Genomic DNA, 23,599 nt, shown 5'->3' with positions numbered 1-23,599 from the left:
TCATCTAAAGCAGGGCCTCATGCGCGCGGCCGTCCTTGGCCTCGCAGTAGAGGATGAAGGACTGGTTCACGACGGAATAGCCGCCGGGGGTCGGGTAGTCGCCGCTGAAGTACCAGTCGCCATATTCAGCACCGAGTGCGGAGTGAAGGCCGGGGATGGACTGATAGATGACTTCGACCGTGCCGTGCCAGGAGGTGTCCTCAGGGCTGATCATCTGGGCGATGCGCTCGGAGATCTCCTCGTCGGTGAAAGGAGCGTAGATGGCCTTGACGGCGTTGCGCATCTCCTCCTTGGGCTTGCGCATCTCGGTTTTGCAGGCGCGGTAGGTCTCCATCACGATGTGAGACATGCCACGCTCACGAAGGAGTGAAATGGCTGCCTGGAAGGCGATGAATTTGCCGAGCTCCGCCATGTCGATGCCGTAGCAGTCCGGGTAGCGGATCTGGGGGGCGGTGGAGCAGACGATGATGCGCTTGGGATTGGTGCGCGCGAGGATGCGGAGGAGGCTTTTCTTGAGCGTGGTGCCGCGGACGATGGAGTCGTCAATGACCACGAGGTTGTCCTTGGAAGTGACGACACCGTAGGTGATGTCATAGCTGCCGGAGACGAGCGCGTCGCGCCCGGTTTCCTGGGCGATGAAGGTACGCATCTTGATGTCCTTGAGCGCGATTTTTTCGGCCCGCGGCCAGTTGCGCAGCACGAGATCGTCGAGCTTGGCCTCGTCAAACTCACCACGCTTGAGCATGTCCATGAGAGCTTCTTTGACGACGCCACGGCGGCTTTTGCGCAGGCCGTCGAGGAAGCCGAAATAGGCGGTCTCCGCCGTGTTGGGGATGAAGCTGAGCACGGTGTGCTCGAAGTCGTTTTCGATGGCCTTGACCACCTGGGGAACCAGCTGCTCTCCGAGAGCCTTGCGCTGGTGGTAGATGGCGGAGTCGTTGCCGCGTGAGAAGTAGATGCACTCGAACGAGCAGGGCTTGTATTCACGCGGCTCGGTGAATTTCTGGATGGTCATGCCGCCATCCGCCTTGATCACCGCCACATGCGCGGGGGGGATTTCGTGGATGTCCTCTTCATTGACGCCGAAGACGGACATGAGAGCGACGCGCTCGGAGGCGATGGTGAAGATCTCGTCGTTTTCGTAATAATGGCAGGGGCGGATGCCGCTGGGGTCGCGCATGGCGAAGAGGTCGCCATTGCCGATGACACCGACGATGCTGTAGCCGCCGTCCCAGCGTTTGGCGGACTCCCGGACCACGGCGGTGACGTCGAGCTGCTCGCTGATGTGATGGGGGATGTCCTCACCGGGGATGCCTGAGTCGCGGAGGTCGTGGTAGAGCTTGGTGTGGGCCTCATCGAGCTGAAAGCCGATTTCTTCCAGGACGCTCTGGGTGTCGGTGCCGAAGACGGGATGCTGCCCGCGCTTCATCATGACCTCGTTGAGCTCACGGGTGTTGGTGAGGTTGAAGTTCCCCATGACCATGAGAGTGCGCGTGGGCCAGGTGGTGCGGCGCATGTAGGGATGGAGGGCTCCTTTGCCAAAGTCACCGCTGGTGCCGTAGCGCAGGTGGCCGATGTAGATCTCCCCGGCCATTTCAAACTCGCGCTTGATGGCGTCCGGATCGTCCTCAAAGGAGACGAATTCCTTGCCTTCCTGGTCGCGCTCGTCCTTGCGCTGCTTGTCGATGCGGCGGGCGATGCGCTTGAACTCTTTGCGCTCATCATCAAAGACCTGGCCGATGCGTTCCACGCTTTCGGTGCTGCGCATGCGGAACATGTAGGGGAGGCCGGGGGGCATGCCGAGCTTGCTGCAGCCGATGCCCATGCCGTCCTGGCCACGGTTGCGCTGCTTGGTCATGATAGCCTGCAAGGCGTCAAAGCCGTAGAGGGCGTTGCCGTATTTTTGATAGAAGTATCCGAGCGGCTTTTTCAGCCGCACCACTGCAATACCGCACTCGTGACTGATTGGGTCGCTCATCGTAAAGGAGCGCCAACCATTGGCATACGACGGAAGGAGTGCAAGACGTGGAAAAAGTTTCTCACTGAGGTGCCCCCTGAATGCTGACGAGCGTAAAACCTATGCCTGGCCTGAGTCTGGCCCTCGGGACAATCCCCAATCTAAAAGAAGAGACGTGAGCACGTCCTGCGAGACTGCCCGCCGCATGAGCAAAAAACACCCAGTGTTTTGAGCAAAGCATGGCCACTTGCTGTCATCATGGCATAGTCCATGCAGCCGTAATCACCTACCTACCCGATGAAATCCCCTGTTCTTTCAAACTTTTGGCTGCACGCGTTTTTTGCCGCCGTTTTTTTGGCTCACGGCCCCGCTGATGCCGCCATCCCGGATGCCGGCTCTCCACAGCCGGTGCCTGTGCCGCCGGAAATACCCGCAGCGGAGCTGCCAGAGGAGATGATGACCGGAATCGTGCTGAGGAAGCTCGCCTTTGACCGCGAATTCGACTCTCCGGTCATGCTGGCCTCGCTGCCGGATGCCAGCGGTGAGCAGGTGGTGGCCATGCAGCGGGGGGAGTTCTGCGCGGTGCGCCTGGATGGCAGCGGCCAGTGGCGGCCCTTTCTGGACTTCCGCGCAAAGATGAAGGGCATCGTGCTGTTTGAGGAAGGGGTGCACGGGATTGCCTTTCACCCGCGCTTTGCCGAGAACCGGCTGTTTTACATCAGCTACTCCCAAAACGAGCCCCGGCGCACGGTCATCAGCGAAATGCGCGCCTCCAAGGACGCCACTCCAGACGCGCTGCCCGAGACGGAACGTGTGCTGCTGGAGATCCCGCAACCGCTGGCAGACCACTGGGGAGGCCACATTGCCTTCGGGCCGGATGGCTGCCTGTACATTGCCCTGGGAGACGGCGGCCTGCGGAATGACCCGTACCGTCTGGCGCAAAACCCGTGGGTGCTGCATGGCAAGGTGCTGAGAATCGACGTGAACAGCCGGAGTGGCAACCTGCCGTATGGGATCCCCGAGGACAACCCTTTTGCCAAGGAGCAGACCGTGCGCCGCGAGATCTTTGCACTCGGATTCCGCAACCCCTGGGGACTGTCCTTTGATGCACGCACCGGCCAGCTGTGGTGCGCGGATGTAGGACAGGACCTGTGGGAGGAGATCAACCGAGTCGAGGCCGGGGCGAATTACGGTTGGAGTGACCGAGAGGGCCCCGCGAAGAGTGCCTTCCACGCGCACAGCGACCTGCCGGACACAGCGGTCAAGGACCCTGTACATGCCTACACCCGCCTGCGTGGCGAGGGCATCTGCATTGTCGGAGGCCTGCTCTACCGCGGGCAGAAACTGCCACAGCTGGACGGGGCATTCGTGTTTGCCGACTGGGGCTACGGCACCATCTGGGCGCTGGGGATCGACCCCGCGAGCGGCCTGCCCTCCCGCCGCAGCGTGCTGCACCGGAAGGACGCGGAACATAAATTCAACCCGACGCTGGTGACGGCCGACGTGGATGGCGAACCGGTGCTGCTCTCCCAGGACGGAGCGCTGTACCGGCTGGAGAAGGATGACGACTAAGCTGCTTTTGCGCGCAAGACGGGACGCATGGCCGCGTTCAAGCGGGCCATGACCCGTCTCTTTGCCCTGCTCCTGCTGCTTCACAGTGTCGCGGCCGCCCAATCCAAACCCGATGTGCTTTTCATCGCCGTCGATGACTTGAACGACTGGACGAGCTATCTCGGCGGCCATCCGCAGACGAAAACACCGAACATTGACCGCCTGGTGGCGCGTGGCACGGCGTTTACCAACTCCCACTGCGCCGCCCCGGCCTGCAACCCCTCGCGTGCGGCACTGATGAGCGGGCTGCGCCCGTGGCAGACAGGGATATACACAAACGGTGATCCAGCGCAGGACGTGCTGAAGGATGTGGTGACGATCAACCGACACTTTCTGGCCAACGGCTACAACACCCTCGGGGGTGGCAAAATCTACCATGGCTACGGGAGCGAGGGGCGGAGTGATTCATGGACGAAGTGGGAGGGGCTGTTTCCTTCCATCCAAGAGCACGAGGAAAACATGAACGGCCTCGGCCGCGGTCACTTTGACTGGGGTGCGGTGGATGCCAAGCCCACTGACATGGGCGACTACAAAGCCACGGACTGGGCCATCAACCAGCTGAAGACGGCACCGACGGACAAGCCGCTCTTCCTCGCGCTGGGGTACATCAAGCCGCACCTGCCGTGGTACGTACCGAAGGAGTATTATGACCGCTTTCCGCTGGCCGAAATCAAGCTGCCGGTGACGAAGGAGCATGATCTCGATGACATCCCCAAGGCCGGAGTGCGCATGGCAGGCCCGGAGGGCGACCATGCCGCCGTGGTCAAAGGCGACCAGTGGAAGAAGGGTGTGCAGGCCTACCTGGCCACGATCTCCTTTCTGGATGACCAGGTGGGGCGTCTGCTCGACGGGCTGGACCAAAGCCCGCGCAAGGACAAGACGGTCATCGTCTGGTGGACGGACCACGGCTGGAATCTGGGCGAGAAGGAGCACTGGCGGAAATTTGCGCTGTGGGAGGAAACCACGCGCACGTCGATGGCGATCATCGCCCCAGGCGTGACGAAGCCGGGCACAACCTGCACGGCGCCGGTCGATTATGTGAACATGTACCCCACGATCTGCGAACTGACGGGCCTGCCGGTGCCAGAGCATGTGAAAGGGGCGAGCCTGATGCCGCTGCTCAAGGACCCCGCCGCCAAGTGGGACGGTGTGGCCGTCTGCACCCACGGCAAAGGCAACCACGCCGTGCGCGATGCGAACTGGCGCTACATCCGCTACGCCGACGGCACCGAGGAACTCTACGACCACTCCAAAGATCCGTATGAGTGGACGAACCTCGCCGGGGAGGTGGGAATGAGCGAGATCAAGGCGAAGCTTGGTGCTTCCATTCCCGCCACGGCTGCCGAAGTCAAACCCACGTCTGGTGACGGGAAGAAGAAAGGCGAGGGAAAAGGCAAGAAGAAGAAAAAGGCCGAGGAGTAGCCTGAATGACGTGAGAAGAGGAGGGCTTTACGGTTTCTCCTCCTCCACGGTGAAATCGAGCCCCAGGCCGTTCGGTGCGGGTGACTTCATCGCAGCAGCCAACTGTGCGAGGCTCCAGCCCTGCGGACCGGATTTGCCGGGGTCGGTTTTGAGTTCATTGAAGTGGATGAGCAGATCTCCCCTGGCCTTGTCCACCGTCTCCAGCTGCACCCAGTCTTTCCAGCGCGCAAACAAGGCGTCCACTTTCGCGGCATGCTTCGCATAATCCGGCACGTGCAGCTTCAACGTCGCGAGGTAAGGTTTGCCGTGAATGGCGAGGGCCTCGCGCACGGCTTGTGCGACTTGGTGCTCGCTCACGAGCTTGGGGTCAAAGACCACGTTGGCGTAAGAGTCTATCAACTGCACGACCGTCGCGTCTGCCACGCCCTTTGTTTCACTGATCGACTGCTGAACGACATAGACGCAGCTCCCGCACTCGACGCCTGAGACATAAAAGGTGACGGACGGGTGTTTTTCGGCGGCACGGAGACCGGCCAGGCCGGAACCGAGGAAGAGAAGAAGGCAGAGAGTGTGTTTCATGAGGACCGATTCAAACAAGACCGCGGATAGGATCTCCACGAGTCAGAAGATTGAGCAGGCTGGGCGGAAGGCCATCGGTGACACGTGCCTCGCCGACATCCACCAGCGTGTGCATGATGGTGGAGATCAAATCGGGGATGGTGACCGGCTCTGAAGCGGGTTCGCCACCGAGGCGTGCGGACTGACCGATCACCTGCCCCATTTTCAGGCCGCCGCCATAGATCATGAGCGGCGCGAGACCACCCCAGTGATCGCGCCCGCCTTTGACATTGATCCTGGGAGAACGGCCCATCTCGCCACAGCAGACGAGCATGATTTTCTCACTGAGCCCGCGTGATTCGATGTCTTCAATCAAAGCGGAAACCGCGTGGTCAAAGGGGCGGCCGACGTAATCCATGCCAGTGCGGCACGGGGCGTTGTTGCTGTCTGCGTGCATGTCCCACACAAAACTCGTGGTGACGGTGACAAAGCCGCAGCCGCGCTCACACAGCCGCCGTGCCAAGAGCAGCAGCCTGCCGAGAGTCGCCGCGTTGTCGGCGTAATGCTCGCGGTTGTTCCACTGGGTGCTGATGCGGTCTTTGGGCAGCAGTGGCGCGGTGTCATAGCGGGCGACGAGGCGGGGATCCTCCCTGGAAAGGTCAAAGGCATCCGACACGCCTCTGCGCAGGACGTCGAAGGCCAGGGTTTGGAATTCTGCCATGCCTCCGACGGCGTGGCTGGCATCCATGTGACGCTTCCATTGATCGAGTGAGGAAAGCAGAGCGCGGCGGTCTTCGAGGCGGGCCTGAGGCATGCTCAAGGTCATGTCGGCCTGGGCTCCGCTGCCAGCGCCGGGCACGAAAGGCTGGTAAGTCGCCCCGAGCTCGCCACTGGAGGTGAAGTCGCCGAATTGCCGGATCACGGGGCCTGCTGCGGCTGAAACGGCCTGCGGGAAGAGCGCCACATTGGTCGGCATGGCACTGGATTTGCGCAGGGGGCCTGCCATGCGTGAATACAGGGAGCCAAGATTTGCCTTCAGCGTATCCTTTCCGACGATGGTCTTGATGTCATGGACGGCATCTCCCGTGACGAAGGAGCGGACGATGCTGAACTTGTCCGCCAGCTTTGCCAGCCGCTCAAACGTGCTGCCAAAGGTCACGCCGGGCAGCCGGGTTTTGATTTCCCCCGTGACGCTGCGGATCTCCGAGGGCGCATCCATTTTGGGATCAAAGGTCTCAAACTGAGAGGGGCCGCCGTGCATGAAAAGGAAGATGACGGACTTGTCCCTGAGGAGAGACTTTTGCGGAGCGGAGAGTGAGTTGAGCGCCAGCAGATCACTCAAACCAAGGCCGCCGAGGCCGAGCCCGCCGATGCGCAGGAAATCCCTGCGCCGGAGGCACGAAGAGCCCTGGGTGTGGTCTGAGAAGGTGAGCATGTCGATTCCACATACGCCCGCAGGGAGGCAGTCCTTCCTGATTGTGCTTGCCACCCGGCATCGGGTTGGGGATGCTCGAAGCCATCATGCGCATCCGCCCTTTTTTACTAGCCGCCGCCTTGCTGACCGTGGAGGCCGCAGCAGACTCCTCCGACTGCCGGATCTGTGACAAGCACCTGCTGCCGCAGCCGCAGCAGCTCATCCCAGGCCGGAAATATGCGAGAGACCGCCGGGCGGACATCCTGCATGTGAAGCTGGATGTGACTCCGGATTTTGCCAAACGCACGGTGTCGGGCACGGCCACTCTGCGCTTCAAGCCGATCGCGCTGCCGCTGGAGAAACTGGAACTGGATGCGGTGGACCTGAACATCAACACCATCACGGCTGACGGTGCGCAGGTGGCGGAGCATCAGGTCACAGGTGACAAGCTCATCGTCAACTTTGCGAAAGCGGTGGCCCCCGATGCGGAGGTGACGATGAGCGTGACCTATTCCGCGAAACCTGAGCACGGGCTGTATTTCCGCACCCCGGAGATGGGCTACAAGGCGGGCGACACCCAGGTCTGGAGCCAGGGAGAGGCGGAGGAGCACCGGTTTTGGTTCCCGAGCTACGACTACCCGAACGAGCGCTTCACCAGCGAGGTGATCTGCCATGTGCCGAAGGGCATGCAAGCCGTCTCCAACGGGAGGCTGCAAAGCGAAAAGCCCGGCAAAGACGGACTCGTGACGTTTCACTGGCTGCAGGACAAGCCGCATGTGAACTACCTCATCGCGCTGGCTGCGGGGCACTTCCACAGGCTGGAGGACAAGGCGGGCGGCCTGCCGCTGGCGCTGCTGGTGCCGCCCTCACACAAGGCGCAGGCGGCGAATGCCTTCACTGACACGGGCAAGATCATCGAGTTTTACCAGAAGGAAACCGGCGTGCCGTTTGCCTGGGACAAGTATTACCAGGTGTACTGCCTCGACTTCATCGCGGGAGGGATGGAGAACACGAGCTGCACCTTTGAGGCGGCCGACATGCTCTTCAACTCAGACACCGAGGAGCTGCGCTCTCTGCATGAGCTGGATGCACATGAAACGGCGCACCAGTGGTTCGGAGACCTGGTGACCTGCCGGGACTGGTCACACCTGTGGCTGAATGAAGGCTTTGCCACCTATTACACGATTCTGTACGAGGAGCAGAAGCGCGGCACGGATGCGATGAAGTACGCGCTCTGGCAGGAAGCCCAGCAGGTGTTTCAGGCCAACGACACCCGCCCCATCGTCTGGCGTGACTATGGTGACCCGATGCAGCAGTTTGACTCACGCGCCTACCCCAAGGGGGCGTGGGTGCTGCATATGCTGCGCAGCCAGCTGGGGGCGGATTTGTACCGCAGGTGCATCAGGACCTATCTTGAGCGGCACCGCAACGGCATCGTGCGCACCGAGGATTTGCAGGACGTGATCGAAGAAGTCAGCGGGCTGTCGTTTGACCAGTTTTTTGACCAGTGGCTGTTTCACGGAGGCGTGCCGGAGCTGAAGATCGACTATGCCTGGGATCCCGGCACGAAGCAGGCCAAAATCACCGTGAGGCAGACGCAAAAGCTCAGCGAGCAGGTGCGGCTCTTCCGGGTGCCGCTGCCGGTGGGCTTTGCCCTGCCCGGCCAGAAGGAGATGCTGCGTTTCAAGGCAGACGTCAGCAAGGAGGCTGAGGACTTTTACTTTCCGCTGCCCGCCCAGCCGGAGCTGGTGCGGATTGATCCGGACTACACCGTGCTGACCAAGGTCTCCTTCACACCGCCTGGGCCGATGCTGGACAAACAGCTGCAGGCCGATGTGATCGGGCGCCTGCTCGCCGTCGGCATGCTTGGAGACAGGCACATCGACAAGCTCGGCAAGGTGCTGCGCGAGGATGCCTTCCACGCAGTGAGATCCGAAGCGGCCAGAGCGCTGGCCAAGATCGCAGAACCTGAGGCACGCGCCGCTTTGATGGCGGGCAGCAGCGGGCAAAAAGACGCCCGCGTGCGCAGGGCCGTGGTGCAGGGCCTGGCCATGCTCAACACCGCAGAGTCGCAGAAAACGCTGTGGGACATGGCGCAGAGCGAGAAGAACCCCGACATCCTGGCAGTCATCATCGACTCCTGGGGCGCGCGCCCTGGTGATGCTGAAGTCGCCAAGGCCCTCCGCGCCCAGCTGAGCGGCACCAGCTTCAACCACGCGCTGCAGATAGCCGCCATCCGAGCCCTGCGCGCCCAGGATGACGAAACCGCCCTGGGTGAGATCCTGGCCCGGGTGCAGTCACTCAACGATCTTCGCGGCCGGGATGCAGGGACGGCGTTTGACGCCATCGCGTTTCTTGCCCGCCGGCCCACGAATGAGCAGCGCAATGCCGTGCGTGAATTTCTCAGCAGCAAGCTCACGGACCCGCGCAGCTCCTGGCGTGCGGCCAGCGCGAGAGCCCTCGGAACGCTGAGGGACCCAAGAGCGCTGGCCGTGCTGGAGCCGATGCTTGCAGGAGGGGGGGCGCGTATCGACCCCGTGCGTGAGGCGGCGGCCAAAGCCGTGCAGGACATCCGTGCCGGACTGGAGAGTCCTGCCGACCTGAAAAAGCTGTGGGACCGTGTGCAGCAACTGCAAAAGCAGGCCGAAGAACAGCAGAACGAACTCGAAACCCTAAAGAAGAAAGCACAGCCAACGGCCGCTGAGAAGAAAGCAGGCCGCTAACCCTTCATACCGCATGCAATTTCCGCGCCTTCTGAACATCGCCACCAAAGTCGTCAAAGACACGCTGCTCTCACTGCCCACGAACATCCGCCATGAAGCTGAGGACTGCCGCATCGAGTTTTCGGAAATGGATGCCCTGATCGACATTGATGAGGATCTTGACCCCGACCTGCTGGGATTGTTTGAAGGCAACACACGGAGCGACCCGCTGCCGGAGTCGCCTGATGAAATGCCGCGCATCCGGCTGTTTCTGGACAACCTCTGGGACGAATGCGGCGGCGAGCTGAGCACGTACCGGCACGAGGTCCGCATCACCTTTCTTCATGAGCTGGGGCATTATCTCGGGCTGGATGAAGACGAGGTGGCCGAACTGGGCCTGGCATGAGGCTTCAGCCCATCTTCCGACGGCCGTGCAATGCCTGATAGAGCGTGAGCTCATCCACGTGATCCAAGCCACCGCCTGCGGGCATGCCCTGGGCCAGCCGGGTGACGGCAATGCCCGCCGGGCGCAGGAGGTCTGCGATGTAGCTGGCGGTGGCCTCGCCTTCGACATCGGAGCCGAGGGCGATGATGACCTCCTCCGTATGGAGGTCACGCGCACGACTGAGGAGTGACTCGATGCGCAGATCCTCCGGCGTCACGTTGTCGAGAGGCGAAAGCCTGCCACCGAGCACGTGGTACAACCCCTGGAAGGCGCCTGAGCGCTCCATGCGCAGGACATCGGCAGCCTGCTCGACCACACAAAGCTGCTGGCGGTGACGGCGGGGATCGTGGCAAAGGAGGCAGCTGGAGCCGCTTTCGATGAAGAAGCCGCAGTCTTCGCAGGGAATGATGAGCTCCTTGACCTCCAGCAAGGTGTTGGAGAGCAGAGGGATGCGCTCGTCGCTGCGCTGGAGGAGCCAGATCATGAGGCGCTCCGCGCTGCGCGGCCCGAGGCCGGGGAGCGATTTGAGCTGGGCGACGAGGCGCTGGATCGCTGGTGGGTAGTCTATGCGCACGGTAAAACAGCTCAGGTCACGGCGAGTGTGCGCGCATGTTTGGGCACCTCTTTGGACGAGGATGATTTTTCCTTCAGAGCCAGCTCGACGCGCTCCATGAAGTATTTGAGGGGGGCATCCTCACGCCCCTCGATGACGGCAATGCGGAAGCTTTCCTGCGCCTGCTTCAGCTCGCCTTTGCGATACTGCACGACGCCCTGCCAGAAGGCGTCCCGGACACGAGCCTCGGGCTCAGGCAGCCCGCCCTTGGCGGCGAGGAGTTCATATACCTCGGTCATCTGAGTGGAACCGGCGGTGCTTATCATCTCCATCGGCCGAACCTCTGACTCCTCCTTGGCGAGGGCGTATGTTTTCGCGCTGAGGAGCACCTTGCTGCCGTATTCGGCATTCAAACCGCAGAGCTGCGCGGCAAAATCAACGACCTCCCCTACCGCGCTGAAGCTTTCAAAGTGGCTGACACCAAAGAGACCGCAAAGCACCGGACCGGAACTGACGGCGACGCCGATCTGCGCCTTTTTGCCGAAGCGCAGCTCAATCTCACGCGCCACGGTCTCCAGGTGGGGACGCAACAGCACAGCCACCTGAACCGCGTGCGCGGCATGACTTTCGTCCGAAAGAGGGAAGCCGAAAAAGACGCGGACCTGGCGGGCATTGCAGTCGTCGAGATAAGCTCCGTGCCCGACAAGAAACTCTGAAATGCTGCGCTGGAAATGCGTGGCGAGCTCCTCAAACTGCGGTGCCTCAATGCCGGTGGAAAGCTCGGCGAGATTCAGCAGGCGGCAGGTCAGGGACGTGATCTCACGCCGCCCGGTCATTTTGGCGGGATTGTTCTGACGTGCCAGCTCATCAAACTGGCGTGTGGAGAGCCGCCCGACAAAATACCCGCGCATGACATGGCAGCGGTAGGCATTGACGGAACCGCCCGCCGCGATGCCTGCGATGCCGGCCAGCCACAGCGCGAGCGCGCCGGAGACGGGCTCAAACAAGACGCCGCTCATGGCCATGATGCAGCCAAAGGTGGCCGTGAGAAAAGTGCCGCCGAGGAGGAATGCAAAGCGGCGCCACTGCGAGGGCATCTCCACACACACCCAGGCGCTGATGAAGGCCATGAGGGTGTAGTAGCCATACTGCAGCCAGACGGCCTGCTTCAAGCCGCCGGCAGGCAGAATGAAACCGCGTGCGTACAAGGTGGCAAACCATTCGGCCGTGGCCTTGAAAAATCCAAGCTGGTACGTGGCCAGCAGAGGAATGCAGACCAGCACTCCAATGAACATGGCGGCGGCATGATTACGATTCATGAGCAGGAGAGTCGGGGGTGAGATCAATGATGTTGGATGCGGGCGGCGAAGGCCGGCTGCGGCAGGCGTTCACGACGAGTTCGCTGACGTACCTGTCCGGACTGGCAACCGCCTCAGGAGTGATGGCAAAGCGCGTGTCTCCCGTGCTGCGGGTCACGAGTTTGAGGCCAAAGGGGTAATCTTTGAAGAGTTTCATGCACATGGCCTCCACGTGCATGCCTTCACGCTGGGCGCGCGCCGCGACTGCGGCGATGGCCTCGTCGTCAAAGTCGAGGGTGAAGCCGTGCTCGCGCTGGAAACGCTCGGCAAAGGCCCTGACCTCGCCGGCATGAGCTGCGCCCAGCACTCTGAACTGGCTGGCGGCTTCGGCACGGCACCTGGCGAGCGTTTGCTCCGGCTCTCTGACCAGGGCGCCGTCGATCTGCAGTTCAGGGAGGCCGAGGCTGGGCATTTCAAACTTGAAATCACGCAGTACCTGCTCCCAGGCGGTCACGAGACCGCGCGCGCCTGTTTTCTCCTCCTCCGCCCGGCCGGCGATCTCGCGCAGGGCGTCGTCCTTGAAGACGGCTTTGACGCCGTAGGCGGCGAACTCACGCTCATACTGGCGGATGAGGCTGCCCTCGGAGTTTTTCATGATCTGGAACATGTCGTCCGCGCTCAGGGGATCACAGACGACTCGGACGGGCAGGCGGCCGATGAACTCGGCCTCAAAGCCGTAGTCGATGAAGTCCTTGGTGCGCGCTTCGCGGAAGAGATGCTCGGGGGCGGTGTTTTTTGCCTCTGCGGAGACAAAGCCGATGGATTTCCGGTTGGTGCGCTTTTCGATGATCTTTTCCAGGCCGCCGAACGCACCGCTGACAATGAAGAGTATGTTGCGCGTGTTGACCACTTCGCGGCCCGTGCGGCCCTTGCGGGTGTCAAACATCATCTGCATCTGGCTGCGGATGTCGTTCGGCGCGTAGAGGGCGACCTCCGTCTCCTCCATGAGCTTCAGCAGGGTGGTCTGCACGCCGCGGCCGCTGACGTCGCGCCCGAGGCGCTCGGGACCGCTGCTGAGCTTGTCGATTTCATCCAGATAGATGATGCCGTGCTCCGCGAGTTCGATGTCGCCATTGGCTTTCGCGACGAGATCACGCACCAGGTCATCCACGTCTGCGCCGACGTAGCCGGTTTCGCTGAACTTGGTGGCGTCCGCCTTGACGAAGGGCACGCCAATGAGGTCGGCGATGTGTTTGACGAGGTAGGTCTTGCCGACGCCGGTGGGCCCGATGATGATGACGTTCTGCTTTGAAAATTCCAGCTTTGTGCCGCCGGAGTTGGACTCGCGGTCGTCACGCAGCATCCGGGCGTGGTGATAGTGGTCGCATACCGCCGTGGCGAGGACCTTTTTAGCCTCGTCCTGCCGGATGACGAAGCGGTCCAGGTGCGCTTTGATGTCTGCCGGCCGGTAGTTGAACTCGAAAACCCTGCCAGGGTCCGGCCTGGCGGCTGCTGCGGGCTTTTCATCCCCCTCTGGCATGGGGCGCCCCCCCGGACTTTCGACACGTGTGAAAAGAACCTGGCCGCCGAGGGTGTTTTTGATGAAATCCTCCAGCTTGCGCGTGATCTCCTCCGGACTTCCGGGCGCTTTGGGTTTGTCCGTCTCAGGGAGTTCTGGCGTGGGGTCGCTCATGGGGAAACCGATAGTGAGCCAGACGAAGCCTGCTGACAAGCGGCACGATGAGTGCTGTGGTCTGGCGATAAATGCTCTTTTTCAGGGTTGCATGGCCCTTTTGACATCCCATACTCCGCCCCCCGCATTATGTCCGCACCTGTCAAAGTCGCCGTCGTTGGAGCCAGTGGTTATTCTGGAGCTGAGCTGCTGCGCCTGCTGCTGCGCCACCCGAACGCCGAACTCGTCGCCGTCACCTCACGATCCCTGGCAGGGAAAGCGCTCTCGAAGGAGTTTCCACGCTTCCGCGGTGTGGGGATAGCGGATACCCTGACCTTCACCGCACCGGACGCCGCAGCTCTGAAAGCCGCAGGTGCGGAGATCGCCTTTCTGGCGCTTCCACACGGGGTTTCCGCCGAATACGCCAAGCCCCTGCTCGAGCTGGGGCTCAAGGTGATCGACCTGAGCGCGGACTTCCGTCTGCGGAGTCCGGCGCTGTATGAGGAGTTTTACGGCCACGCGCATCCTGCTCCTGAGCTGCTGGACGAAGCGGTGTATGCCCTGCCTGAAGTGCGCGCAGAGGCCATCAAGTCAGCGCGGCTGATCGCCTGCCCCGGGTGCTACCCCACCAGCATTCTGCTGCCGCTCATCCCCCTGCTCAAGGCGGGGCTGCTGGCGGAGTCTCCCCTGGCCGTTGCCAGCATGAGCGGCGCGAGCGGCGCCGGGCGCAAGGAAAGCATTCCCCTGCTCTTCTGCGAGGTGCAAAACAGCGTGCGCAGCTACAGCGTGCCGCTGCACCGCCACCTGAGCGAAGTGGGCCAGGAGCTGGCCCTTGCCGCAGGACGCGAGGTGAAGCTCTCCTTTGTGCCGCACCTGATGCCGACGCACTCGGGCATCTGCACGACGACCTTCGCACAGCTGCAGCCCGGGGTGACGATTGACCAAATCAGCGCCGCGCTGCATTCGGCCTACGATTCCGCGCCCTTCGTCCGTTTGCTTGGGGTGAACCAGTCTCCAGACACCAAAAACGTCACCGGTACCAATTTCGTGGATATCGGCTGGTCCTACGACGCCCGTGCCGGGCAGCTCATTCTCATGAGCACGGAGGACAACATCGGCAAAGGCGCCTCAGGCCAGGCCGTGCAAAACATGAACCTTATCTGCGGCTTTGAGGCCACCGCAGGCCTGTTGTACGTCTGATCCTATGGCGACCAAAGCACACGACGAACGCGAATGCCGCGTCTCATTCAAAGTCATTGACGGCGGTGTCACCGCAGCCAAGGGCTTCCGCGCCAGCGCCGTGACCTGCGGCATCAAGAATCCTGAGGCAACCCGGCTGGACCTGGCGCTGATCGTTTCCGACGGCCCAACCACGACAGACGCTGTCTTCACGACCAACAAAGTCCGTGCGGCCTGCGTGCGCGTGAGCCAGCAGCACATCAAGGAAAGCGACACGCGCGCCATCATCGCCAACAGCGGCAACGCCAACGCCTGCACGGGCGTTCAGGGCATTCAGGACGCCAAGGCCATGACGAAGGCGGTGGCTGAACAGCTGGGAGTGAAAATGCGCCAGGTGCTTGTGTGCTCCACGGGCATCATCGGCATGCCGATGCCGATCGAACGGGTCATCGTGAAGGTGCCTGATGCCGTGGCCAAGCTGAAGCCGGACGGCTCCGAGGACGCCATGCGCGCCATCATGACGAGCGACACGCGGCCCAAGACCTTTGCGGTGGATGTGCCCTGCGGCAAAGGAAGCTTCCGCATCGGCGGCATTGCCAAAGGTGCAGGCATGATCTGCCCGAACATGGCGACGATGCTGTGCTTCATCACCACGGATGCAAAGATCGGCAAGGATGAGCTGCACCGCTCGATGCGCTACGCGGTGGAGAAAAGCTTCAACTGCATCACCATCGACGGGGACACCAGCACGAATGACACCGTCATCGTGATGAGCAACGGCCAGTCGGATGCGCCGACGATCAAAAAGAACTCGCCTGAGGCCGAGCTCTTCCGCTGCGCGCTGCACAAGGTGATGCTGGAACTCGCCAAGATGATTGTCTGCGACGGCGAGCGCGTGACGAAGTTTGTCGAAATCCGCGTCCGCAACGCCCGCACGCTGGCAGACGCCCGCAAGGTGGCCGAGACGGTTGCGAAGTCACTCTTGGTGAAGTGCTCCTTCCATGGCTGCGACCCGAACTGGGGCCGCATCATCCACGCCGTCGGATATTCCGGGGCACGGATTCGTGAAGAACTCATCGACATTTACTTCGGGGGGCTGCAGGCCTGCAAAGGCGGCCTGGCCACGAAGACACCCGTCGCTGAGATGGAGAAGGTCGTGCAGGAGCCGAAGTTCACCGTCACAATTGACCTCAACCTCGGCACCAGCGGCTACACCGTTTACACCAGCGACCTGTCGGAAGAGTACGTTGATTTCAACAGTGCGGAATACTCCGCCGCCATTCATGCGAAACGCCAGAAGGGCTTCGCCTGACCTGTTCGCGCATTCAGCTTTATCGCGATGAATCCCCTCGAAGCACAAATCACCAAATCCGCCGTACTTCTTGAAGCCCTGCCTTACATGCAGAGCTTCCGAGGGTGCACGTTTTTGATCAAGGTCGGCGGCAGCGCCATGGAAGACCCGGTGCAGGTGGACTCCTTTCTGCGAGACGTGGTGTTTCTGGAAGCCGTGGGCATCAACCCCGTGATCGTCCACGGTGGCGGCAAGGCGATCTCCAAGGCGATGACCGAGTCCGGGCTGCAGGCCAAGTTCATCAACGGCATGCGTGTGACCGATGACGAGACGATCAAGATCGTCGAGGAAACGCTCGCGCGAGTGATCAACCCGGAGATCGTGAACAAGATCAACGCCTTTGGCGGCAAGGCCGTGGGCATTCCCGGGACGGAAGTCTTTCTGGGCGAGAAGATGAAGGGGGATCTCGGGTGGGTCGGTGAAGTGAACGACTGCAAACTCGGCCTGATCCAGGCGGCTGTGGCCGGGGAGTTTGTGCCTGTGGTCTCGCCGGTCGCCCGTGAGCTTGCCTCCGGAAAAACGCTCAACGTGAACGCGGACCTGGCGGCATGCGGTCTGGCGAAGAGGCTGAAGGCCACGAAGCTCATCTTCCTCAGCGATGTGCGCGGTGTGATGCGCGACCCGAAGGATGACAACACATTGATCCCCAGCCTGGACGAAGCCTCCATCGCCAAGCTGAAAGCGGAAGGCATCATCAGCGGGGGCATGATTCCCAAGGTGGACTCATCCCTGGACTCTCTGCGCGGTGGCGTGGGCAAGGTGCACCTGATCGACGGCCGCCTGCCGCATGCGCTCATTCTCGAAATTTTCACGGACGGCGGGATCGGCACCGAAATCCATTTGTAATCCTGAAATGAGAACGAGTGACCAACTGATGCAGGAGTACCTCCTGCCAAACTATGGGCGTTACAACGTGTGGCCTGTGCGCGGCGAAGGGCCGTATGTGTGGGATCGTGACGGGAAGAAGTATCTGGACTTTGCCGGTGGCGTGGCCGTGTGCCCGCTGGGGCATTGCCCCCCGCCTGTGGTGAAGGCGCTGACGGAGCAGGCGAACACACTGATCCATGTTTCGAACTGGTACTGCATCGACAAGCAGGCGGAGCTGGCGCGCATCCTCGTGGAGGAATGCGTGGGCATTCCGGGCAAATGCTTCTTCTGCAACAGCGGTGCGGAGGCGAATGAAGGCCTGCTGAAGCTGGCGCGGAAATACGGCCAGCAGACGGGCGGGCGCTATGAGATCATCACCTTCACCGGGTCTTTCCATGGCCGCACTTTTGGCGCCATGACCGCCACGGCCCAGGAAAAGATCCACGGGGGCTTTGGCCCGCTGCCGCCAGGATTCGTCTATGCACCGTTCAACGACATCGCTGCGCTTGAAGCGGCGATCACGGACAAAACGGTGGCCATTCTCATGGAGCCGGTGCAGGGAGAAAGCGGTGTGAACGCCGTCACGGCCGAGTTTTTGCGCGCCGCCCAGCGGCTGTGCCGTGAGAAAGACCTGCTGCTGCTTCTGGATGAGGTGCAGTGCGGATTTGGCCGTGCAGGGGAGATGGCCGGATGGCGCAGCATTGTGCCGGGAGATGAAATCCAGCCTGATGGAATCAGCTGGGCGAAGGCCATCGGGAGCGGTTTCCCGCTGGGATCTTTCTGGGTGAATGACCGCCGGGATCTGAGCAAGACACTCGGCCCCGGCACACATGGCACGACCTATGGCGGCTCCCCGCTCGCCTGCGCTGTCGGCATCGCCACACTGCGCACGATTCTGGACGAAAAGCTCTGTGACAACGCCAAGGCACGCGGTGCGGCGATTGCGACGGCAGCCTGCGCCTGGAACCATGTGCTGATCAAAGAGGTGCGCCAGCTCGGCCTGTTCATCGGCTTTGAACTCAATACCGAGGCCATTTCGGCCAAGTCCGGCGGCAAACTGCCCTCGATCTTCCTGGCCCAGCAGCTGCTGGATGCCGGGATGATGGTGACCCCCGCCGGCCCCAACGTCGTGCGGTGGCTCTCTCCGCTAAACATCACCGAGGCCCATGCCAAGGAAGGCCTCTCCATTTTCAAGAGCGTGCTCGACCAGCTCGCGTAATCCCGCCAAGAGACATGAACCACCTGCTTTCCATCGAAGAACTGAACCGGGAACAAATCGAGAGAATCGTCGATCTGGCCTGTGTGCTCAAAAAGGACCGCAAGGCGTCGCCTCAGGTGCTCACGGGCCAGCAGTGGGCGCTGATTTTCAGCAAGTCCTCAACACGGACGCGCGTGAGCTTCGAAGTGGGCATCCGTGAGCTGGGCGGCTCTGTGATGTTTCTCTCCAGCGCCGACATCCAGCTGGGCCGTGGGGAACCGATCAAAGACACCGCCCGCGTGATGGGCCGCATGATCCACGGAGCGGTGATCCGCACGTTTGCGCAGCAGGATGTGGTCGATTTCGCGCAGTACAGCGGCATTCCCACCATCAACGCGCTGACCGATGACGAGCATCCCTGCCAGGTGCTGGCGGATTTGCAGACCATCAAAGAGCAGCTGGGAGGCTGGGAGGGAAAACGTGTGTGCTTCCTGGGTGACGGCGACTGCAACATGGCCCGCTCGTGGATCTGGGCCTCGGTGCATCTCGGCTTTGAGCTGGTCATCGGTGCGCCCAAGGCGTTCCAGCCGCAAGAGAGCTTCATGCACCGGGTTCCTGGCAACACGGTGAAGATCGTGGATGATCCCGCCAAAGCGGTGGAAGGCTGCGATGTCGTCTACACCGATGTCTGGGTCAGCATGGGCAAAGAGGCCGAAAGCGCCGACCGCATCGAGACCCTGAAGCCGTGGCAGATCAACGCCGCACTCATGAAGCACGCCAATCCCGGAGCCCTCGTGATGCACTGCCTTCCGGCCTACCGCGGCAAGGAAATCACCGACGAAGTCATGGAAGCTCATGCGGACCTGATCTTTGACCAAGCTGAGAACCGCCTGCACGCGCAGAAGGCGATCATCGTGGAGATCACGCGCAAAGGGTGATGCCGTTTCCTGGCTGTTCAGAGACGGCTGGATTGGAACCTGGATGCGCAAAGAGAAGCGAGAGTTTTGCTGGAGCCTTGCAAGCCGCCGAGGAGCACTTGTGCTACGCGTCCTGACAAGAGATGCCCTGAAGCCGCCTGCCCGCCGGGGGGGGCTTTTTGAGAGCGGCTCCATGCGACGGCTGCGTGCCGGATTAATCAAATTTTGGTCTTCTCTTTTCTTCCTCCAAGTGTATTTCTGCCTTCAGTTTACAGGCACCTACAAACAATGAATTATTATTCGCAATACGGGGAAGACCGGGCTCTGTGGGAGTTTTTCGGCTCCAAGAGCAGCGGCCTTTGCGTTGAAGTCGGCGGCTTCGATGGCGAGACTTTCAGCAACTCGCTGACTTTCGAGGAGAACGGCTGGCGTGCCATCATCGTCGAGCCGATGCCTCACTTTGCTGCAAAAATCCGTGCCCGCCGTCCCGATGTCACGCTCTTCGCATGCGCTGCGGGTGCAGAACCAGGAGAGGCAACGCTGATCATCGCCCACGGTGTTGAAACGCTCTCCACCACCACCGCCGAGCCCGACCATCTGGAACGCATCCGCAAGACGGGAGGCCAGGCAGAAGCCGTGACCGTGCCCATGCGCACACTGGACGACATGCTCGCCGAGGCGGGAGTGGACAAAATTGATTTCATCAGCATCGACGTCGAAGGCGGAGAGCTGGCCGTGCTTGCGGGATTTGATCTGGCGCGCTGGCAGCCGCGGGTGGTCATCCTGGAAAACAATGACAGGAAACGGTGCGGCATCCTGCAGGACGAGATGCTGCGCCGGGGGTACCATTACTACACCAACACGGGCTGCAACGAGTGGTATGTGCCCAGCAGCGAAAAAGCCATCGTCACCCCTCTGCTGAGGCTGAAAAACCGTTTGCGCCGTCTTGCCATGAGCACCCGTGTCCTCGGCAAGAAAATTACAGAGGCTACTGGCTTGAAGACACTGGAGCGCACCATCCGCAAAAAAATCAAAAAGCGGTAAAGGACGTGCGCGGAGTGGGTGCGGGTGTTTTTTCCTGCCCGGCATTGCAGCGATGCGATTGGAATGGTTTGATAGGTTTTACTGATCCCCCATGAGCACTCCCGTCACTGCCAACAGCCCTCTCGGTGTTTTTGACTCCGGCGTGGGCGGCCTGACGGTGGTACGGGCGCTGAGAGACCTGCTGCCGAACGAGTCGATCGTCTATCTCGGGGACACGGCGCGTGTGCCGTATGGCTCGAAGTCTCCGGACACGATCCGACGATTCTCCGTGGAGGACACGCAGTTTCTCGTCTCGCATGGGGTGAAAGCGGTGGTGGTGGCGTGCAACACGGCCACCGCACACGCGCTGCCCGTGCTGCAGGCCACCTTTCGTGTGCCGGTGATCGGGGTTCTGGGCCCCGGGGTGGAGGCCACCCTGGCGGAGCCTGGGTGCGAGCGCGTGGGCATCATCGGAACGGCGGGCACCATCCGCAGCCATGCGTACCAGCACGAGATCGCGATGCGGCGGCCGGACATCCTGATCGAAGCGAAGGCGACGCCCCTTCTCGTGCCGTTTGTGGAGGAAGGCTGGACGGACCACCCGGCGCTGAAGTCCGTGCTGCGGGAATATCTGAAACCGATGCTGGACAGGGGGATCGACACACTGGTGCTGGGCTGCACGCACTACCCGCTGCTGGTGCCGGTGCTGAAACGCATGCTGGGGCAGAAAGTGCGGCTGGTGGACTCTGCCAGCACCTGTGCGGCGCATGTGAAGGCGAGCCTGGAAGAGGGCGGGCTGCTACGCACGGCCAAGTCCAAACCCACGCTGGACATCTACCTCACGGATCATTCCGAGCAGGCGGAAAACCTTGCCAAGCGGTTTCTGGGCACGGATTTTGGCAAAGTGAAGAAGGCCGCCGTTTGAAGCAGTCCATGGCAATCTCAAATTGCCCGGAGCTGAAGACTTGCTAGCCTGAACGACTCCATGTTTCCGCGCATCTTTGACCGCTATCTAGGCCGCCAGGTCGCATCAGCCACGCTGATCGGCGTGGCGCTGCTGAGCGGTGTGATGGTGCTGGGCAATGTGTACAAGAAGCTGGACCAGCTGCTGGGCAACACGGAGCTGCCGATCTCGGTGATCGCGGAATTTGTGATGCTGGTCATTCCCTTTTCGCTCATTTTCACGATTCCATGGGCCTTCCTGACAGGAATCCTGCTCGTGTTTGGCCGGCTGTCCGCCGACAATGAGCTGGTGTCTCTGCGCATGACCGGCATGTCGATGCCACGTATCTGCGCGCCGGTCTTCGTGCTGGCGCTGGCGCTCAGCGGCATCTGCCTGTGGGTGAATGTGAGCCTGGCACCGGCTGCGAAGGACCGCATGAAGCGGCTTTTTTACCAGGTGGCGGTGAAAAACCCGGAGACGCTCTTCCAAGAGGGGCAGGTGCTGGAGCGTGTGCCTGGCTACCGCATTTACACGAGCAAGCGTCATGAAAAGACGCTCACCGACATGCACATCATCATGCTGAAGGGCACGCAGGCGAGCACCTACATTCATGCTGACAAGGCCACGCTGCACACGAGTCCCGACTCGATCGATCTGCAGATGGAACTGACCGGCATGACGGAGGAAACCGTGCCGGCGGAGGGAGAGGGCCAGCCGGGCGGACTGGCGATGGAAAAACAGTGGCTCAAGCTGCCGCTGTCAGAGATGCAAAAAGATGCCGTGAGAGTGAACGCCAGCATGAAGACGACGAGCGCACTGGCGGAAGAAGTGAGGACGTGGAAAGACACGGTGACCGGGGAAGCCCTGACGCCGGTGACGCGCTCCCTTTCGCTCACCGAACTGAGCAAACGCTACAGCTTTTCGATGGCGTGTGTCACCTTTGCGCTGGTGGGCATCCCGCTAGGGGTGACGGCACAAAGGCGTGAAACTTCGTCGGGCTTTGCGCTGAGCCTGATCACGGCCACGGTTTACATCGTCTTCATCATCCTGGCGGACACGCTGAATGACAAGCCGGCGGCGATGCCGCACCTCATCATGTGGCTGCCCAATGTGATCTTCCTCGGCATGGGCGGCTGGCTGTTTTACAAGCTCAGCCGCAAGTAGCGCGGGCATTACTTCTTCATGAGCCCCAAGACGGCGGAGGTCATGGCCGTGACGCCGGTCTCGATGCTGGGCCCGGGGACGGGCTTGAAGTAGGGCGAATGCAGGGACGGAAGTGTGGTGCCCTTGGCCCTGGCAGCGGCGACCACGGCAGGGGGCTGCGTGCCGAGCCAGAACATGCACAGAGGCACCTTGTCCTTGGTCATGCCGTATTCGGAGAAATCCTCGGCCCCCATGACGGGCTCGCGCGTGAGAACATTGTCCGCCCCGATGGCGGCGCCGATGTAGCCGCGCACCTCCTGGCAGAGCTCAGGCTGGTTGTAGAGGGCGGTGGCGCTGTCTTCCGACACAATGACCTCGGGCATTTTGTCCGCAGGCATGCTGGCGGACTCCGCCTGGGCTTTGACGATGCGTTTGATGGAGTCGATCAGATGCTGCCGAGTTTCCTTTTTGTAGCTGCGCAGTGTGAGCTGCAGGCGGACTTCATCTGAGATGATGTTGCTCTTGGTGCCGCCGTGGATGCTGCCGACGGTGACGACAGCGGGGTCTCCCGGCCTGACCTCGCGGCTGACGATGGTCTGCAGGGCCAGCACGATCTGGGAGGAGAGAACGATGGGGTCTTTGCAAAGATGCGGCATGGAGCCGTGGCCGCCCACGCCCTTCACCACGATTTCCACGGAGTCCACATTGGCCAGCGCGAAGCCCTCGACGATGCCGATGGTGCCATGCGCCATGTCTGAGGCGCAGTGCAGGGCGATGGCCTTGTCCGGCCTGGGGAACTTGGAGAACAAGCCGTCCCGCAGCATGAAGCGAGCGCCGAGCACACGCTCCTCCGCCGGCTGGCCGATCATGACAAGCGTGCCGCGCCACTGAGCCTTGAGAGCAGCCAAGGCACGCGCGGTGCCGACGAAGCTCGTCATGTGCACGTCATGGCCGCAGGCATGCATGACATTGACGTCGCGGCCGAGGTCGTCCTTCACCACCTTGGTGCTGGCGTAGGGTGCGCCCGTCTGCTCTTTCACGGGCAGGGCATCGAGATCTGTGCGCACGAGGATGACGGGCCCCTCTCCATTTTTCAAGACACCGACGACACCATGACCGCCGACCTTCTCCGTGACCTCCAGCCCGGCAGCACGCAGCTCCTTTGCAATGAGCGCGGCCGTTTCGGTTTCGTGCAATGAGAGCTCAGGGTTGCCATGCAGCCCCTTGTAGAGAGTGACGAGGGAGGGAAGCTCCTGTTTGACGACTGAGGAGAGATCCGCAGCGACGAGGGATGAAGTGACCAGCAGAGATAGTAGAAGCGGCTTCATGGAATGGAGTAAGCCGAC

General features: G+C 61.7%; 19 protein-coding genes. 12 read left to right on the top strand and 7 right to left on the bottom strand.

From position 1 onward, the window contains the following. Nucleotides 1–4 precede the first annotated feature (4 nt). Entirely contained in the window at nt 5–1,978 is a 1,974-nt protein-coding gene (locus ACFQDI_RS00620) for an amidophosphoribosyltransferase (RefSeq protein ID WP_377162324.1), read from the bottom strand. A gap of 276 nt (nt 1,979–2,254) precedes the next feature. On the opposite strand from ACFQDI_RS00620, the gene ACFQDI_RS00615 reads away from it, so the two are divergent. Beyond that, the gene (locus tag ACFQDI_RS00615) at nt 2,255–3,529 is read left to right on the top strand and encodes a PQQ-dependent sugar dehydrogenase (RefSeq protein ID WP_377162322.1); all 1,275 of its coding nucleotides are present in this window, start codon (nt 2,255–2,257) and stop codon (nt 3,527–3,529) included. A gap of 48 nt (nt 3,530–3,577) precedes the next feature. Beyond that, the gene (locus ACFQDI_RS00610) at nt 3,578–4,990 is read left to right on the top strand and encodes a sulfatase (RefSeq protein ID WP_377162320.1); all 1,413 of its coding nucleotides are present in this window, start codon (nt 3,578–3,580) and stop codon (nt 4,988–4,990) included. Between the two features lie 27 nt (nt 4,991–5,017). Here ACFQDI_RS00610 and ACFQDI_RS00605 read toward each other — a convergent pair whose 3' ends face one another. Both ACFQDI_RS00605 and ACFQDI_RS00600 read right to left on the bottom strand, forming a co-directional pair. Then, a complete protein-coding gene (locus ACFQDI_RS00605) occupies nt 5,018–5,569 on the bottom strand; it encodes a heavy-metal-associated domain-containing protein (protein ID WP_377162318.1) in 552 nt (183 codons plus the stop codon). Between the two features lie 10 nt (nt 5,570–5,579). Continuing rightward, the gene (locus tag ACFQDI_RS00600) at nt 5,580–6,983 is read right to left on the bottom strand and encodes a DUF1501 domain-containing protein (RefSeq protein WP_377162316.1); all 1,404 of its coding nucleotides are present in this window, start codon (nt 6,981–6,983) and stop codon (nt 5,580–5,582) included. Between the two features lie 86 nt (nt 6,984–7,069). Between ACFQDI_RS00600 and ACFQDI_RS00595 the strand changes: the two genes are divergently transcribed. Together ACFQDI_RS00595 and ACFQDI_RS00590 are read left to right on the top strand one after the other, a co-directional pair. Beyond that, nucleotides 7,070–9,685: a M1 family aminopeptidase gene (locus ACFQDI_RS00595; protein ID WP_377162314.1), complete on the top strand. Its 2,616-nt coding sequence runs from the start codon at nt 7,070–7,072 to the stop codon at nt 9,683–9,685. A gap of 13 nt (nt 9,686–9,698) precedes the next feature. Then, on the top strand, nt 9,699–10,070 hold the full coding sequence (locus ACFQDI_RS00590) for a metallopeptidase family protein (RefSeq protein ID WP_377162312.1): 372 nt from the start codon (nt 9,699–9,701) through the stop codon (nt 10,068–10,070). A gap of 4 nt (nt 10,071–10,074) precedes the next feature. Here ACFQDI_RS00590 and recR read toward each other — a convergent pair whose 3' ends face one another. Genes recR through ACFQDI_RS00575 form a run of 3 tightly spaced genes read right to left on the bottom strand, consistent with a single transcriptional unit; the run spans nt 10,075 to nt 13,653 of the window. Then, nucleotides 10,075–10,683, bottom strand: coding sequence for a recombination mediator RecR (gene recR / locus ACFQDI_RS00585; protein ID WP_377162310.1), 609 nt, complete (start codon nt 10,681–10,683; stop codon nt 10,075–10,077). A gap of 11 nt (nt 10,684–10,694) precedes the next feature. After that, entirely contained in the window at nt 10,695–11,981 is a 1,287-nt protein-coding gene (locus ACFQDI_RS00580) for an adenylate/guanylate cyclase domain-containing protein (protein ID WP_377162308.1), read from the bottom strand. Continuing rightward, the gene (locus ACFQDI_RS00575) at nt 11,971–13,653 is read right to left on the bottom strand and encodes an AAA family ATPase (RefSeq protein ID WP_377162306.1); all 1,683 of its coding nucleotides are present in this window, start codon (nt 13,651–13,653) and stop codon (nt 11,971–11,973) included. Before ACFQDI_RS00575 ends, ACFQDI_RS00580 begins: the two co-directional genes overlap by 11 nt. 129 nt (nt 13,654–13,782) lie before the next feature. Here ACFQDI_RS00575 and argC point away from each other — a divergent pair, with 129 nt between their 5' ends. The 8 genes from argC to ACFQDI_RS00535 all read left to right on the top strand — a co-directional run bounded on the left by argC (nt 13,783) and on the right by ACFQDI_RS00535 (nt 22,274). Next, a complete protein-coding gene (gene argC / locus ACFQDI_RS00570; RefSeq protein ID WP_377162304.1) occupies nt 13,783–14,832 on the top strand; it encodes an N-acetyl-gamma-glutamyl-phosphate reductase in 1,050 nt (349 codons plus the stop codon). Nucleotides 14,833–14,836: 4 nt separating this feature from the next. Next, the gene (argJ, locus tag ACFQDI_RS00565) at nt 14,837–16,123 is read left to right on the top strand and encodes a bifunctional glutamate N-acetyltransferase/amino-acid acetyltransferase ArgJ (protein WP_377162302.1); all 1,287 of its coding nucleotides are present in this window, start codon (nt 14,837–14,839) and stop codon (nt 16,121–16,123) included. Between the two features lie 27 nt (nt 16,124–16,150). Further along, nucleotides 16,151–17,008 (top strand): acetylglutamate kinase, encoded by an 858-nt coding sequence (argB, locus tag ACFQDI_RS00560; protein ID WP_377162300.1) that lies wholly within the window; start codon nt 16,151–16,153, stop codon nt 17,006–17,008. Between the two features lie 7 nt (nt 17,009–17,015). Beyond that, nucleotides 17,016–18,248, top strand: coding sequence for an aspartate aminotransferase family protein (locus ACFQDI_RS00555; protein WP_377162298.1), 1,233 nt, complete (start codon nt 17,016–17,018; stop codon nt 18,246–18,248). 14 nt (nt 18,249–18,262) lie between these two features. Next, nucleotides 18,263–19,165 carry an ornithine carbamoyltransferase gene (gene argF, locus ACFQDI_RS00550; RefSeq protein WP_377162296.1) on the top strand — a complete coding sequence of 301 codons (903 nt, stop codon included), beginning with the start codon at nt 18,263–18,265 and terminating at the stop codon, nt 19,163–19,165. 267 nt (nt 19,166–19,432) lie between these two features. Next, the gene (locus ACFQDI_RS00545) at nt 19,433–20,188 is read left to right on the top strand and encodes an FkbM family methyltransferase (protein ID WP_377162294.1); all 756 of its coding nucleotides are present in this window, start codon (nt 19,433–19,435) and stop codon (nt 20,186–20,188) included. Nucleotides 20,189–20,279: 91 nt separating this feature from the next. Next, nucleotides 20,280–21,092 (top strand): glutamate racemase, encoded by an 813-nt coding sequence (gene murI / locus ACFQDI_RS00540; protein ID WP_377162292.1) that lies wholly within the window; start codon nt 20,280–20,282, stop codon nt 21,090–21,092. Nucleotides 21,093–21,152: 60 nt separating this feature from the next. After that, on the top strand, nt 21,153–22,274 hold the full coding sequence (locus ACFQDI_RS00535) for an LptF/LptG family permease (protein ID WP_377162290.1): 1,122 nt from the start codon (nt 21,153–21,155) through the stop codon (nt 22,272–22,274). Between the two features lie 8 nt (nt 22,275–22,282). On the opposite strand, the gene ACFQDI_RS00530 is transcribed toward ACFQDI_RS00535, so the two are convergent. Beyond that, nucleotides 22,283–23,581 (bottom strand): amidohydrolase, encoded by a 1,299-nt coding sequence (locus ACFQDI_RS00530; RefSeq protein WP_377162288.1) that lies wholly within the window; start codon nt 23,579–23,581, stop codon nt 22,283–22,285. Nucleotides 23,582–23,599: the final 18 nt, after the last annotated feature.

The organism is Prosthecobacter fluviatilis (assembly GCF_042655725.1).
Lineage (GTDB): Bacteria > Verrucomicrobiota > Verrucomicrobiia > Verrucomicrobiales > Verrucomicrobiaceae > Prosthecobacter > Prosthecobacter fluviatilis.
The sequence above is the reverse complement of the archived record's forward strand: the minus strand, read 5'-3'. Positions and strand labels throughout refer to the sequence as shown.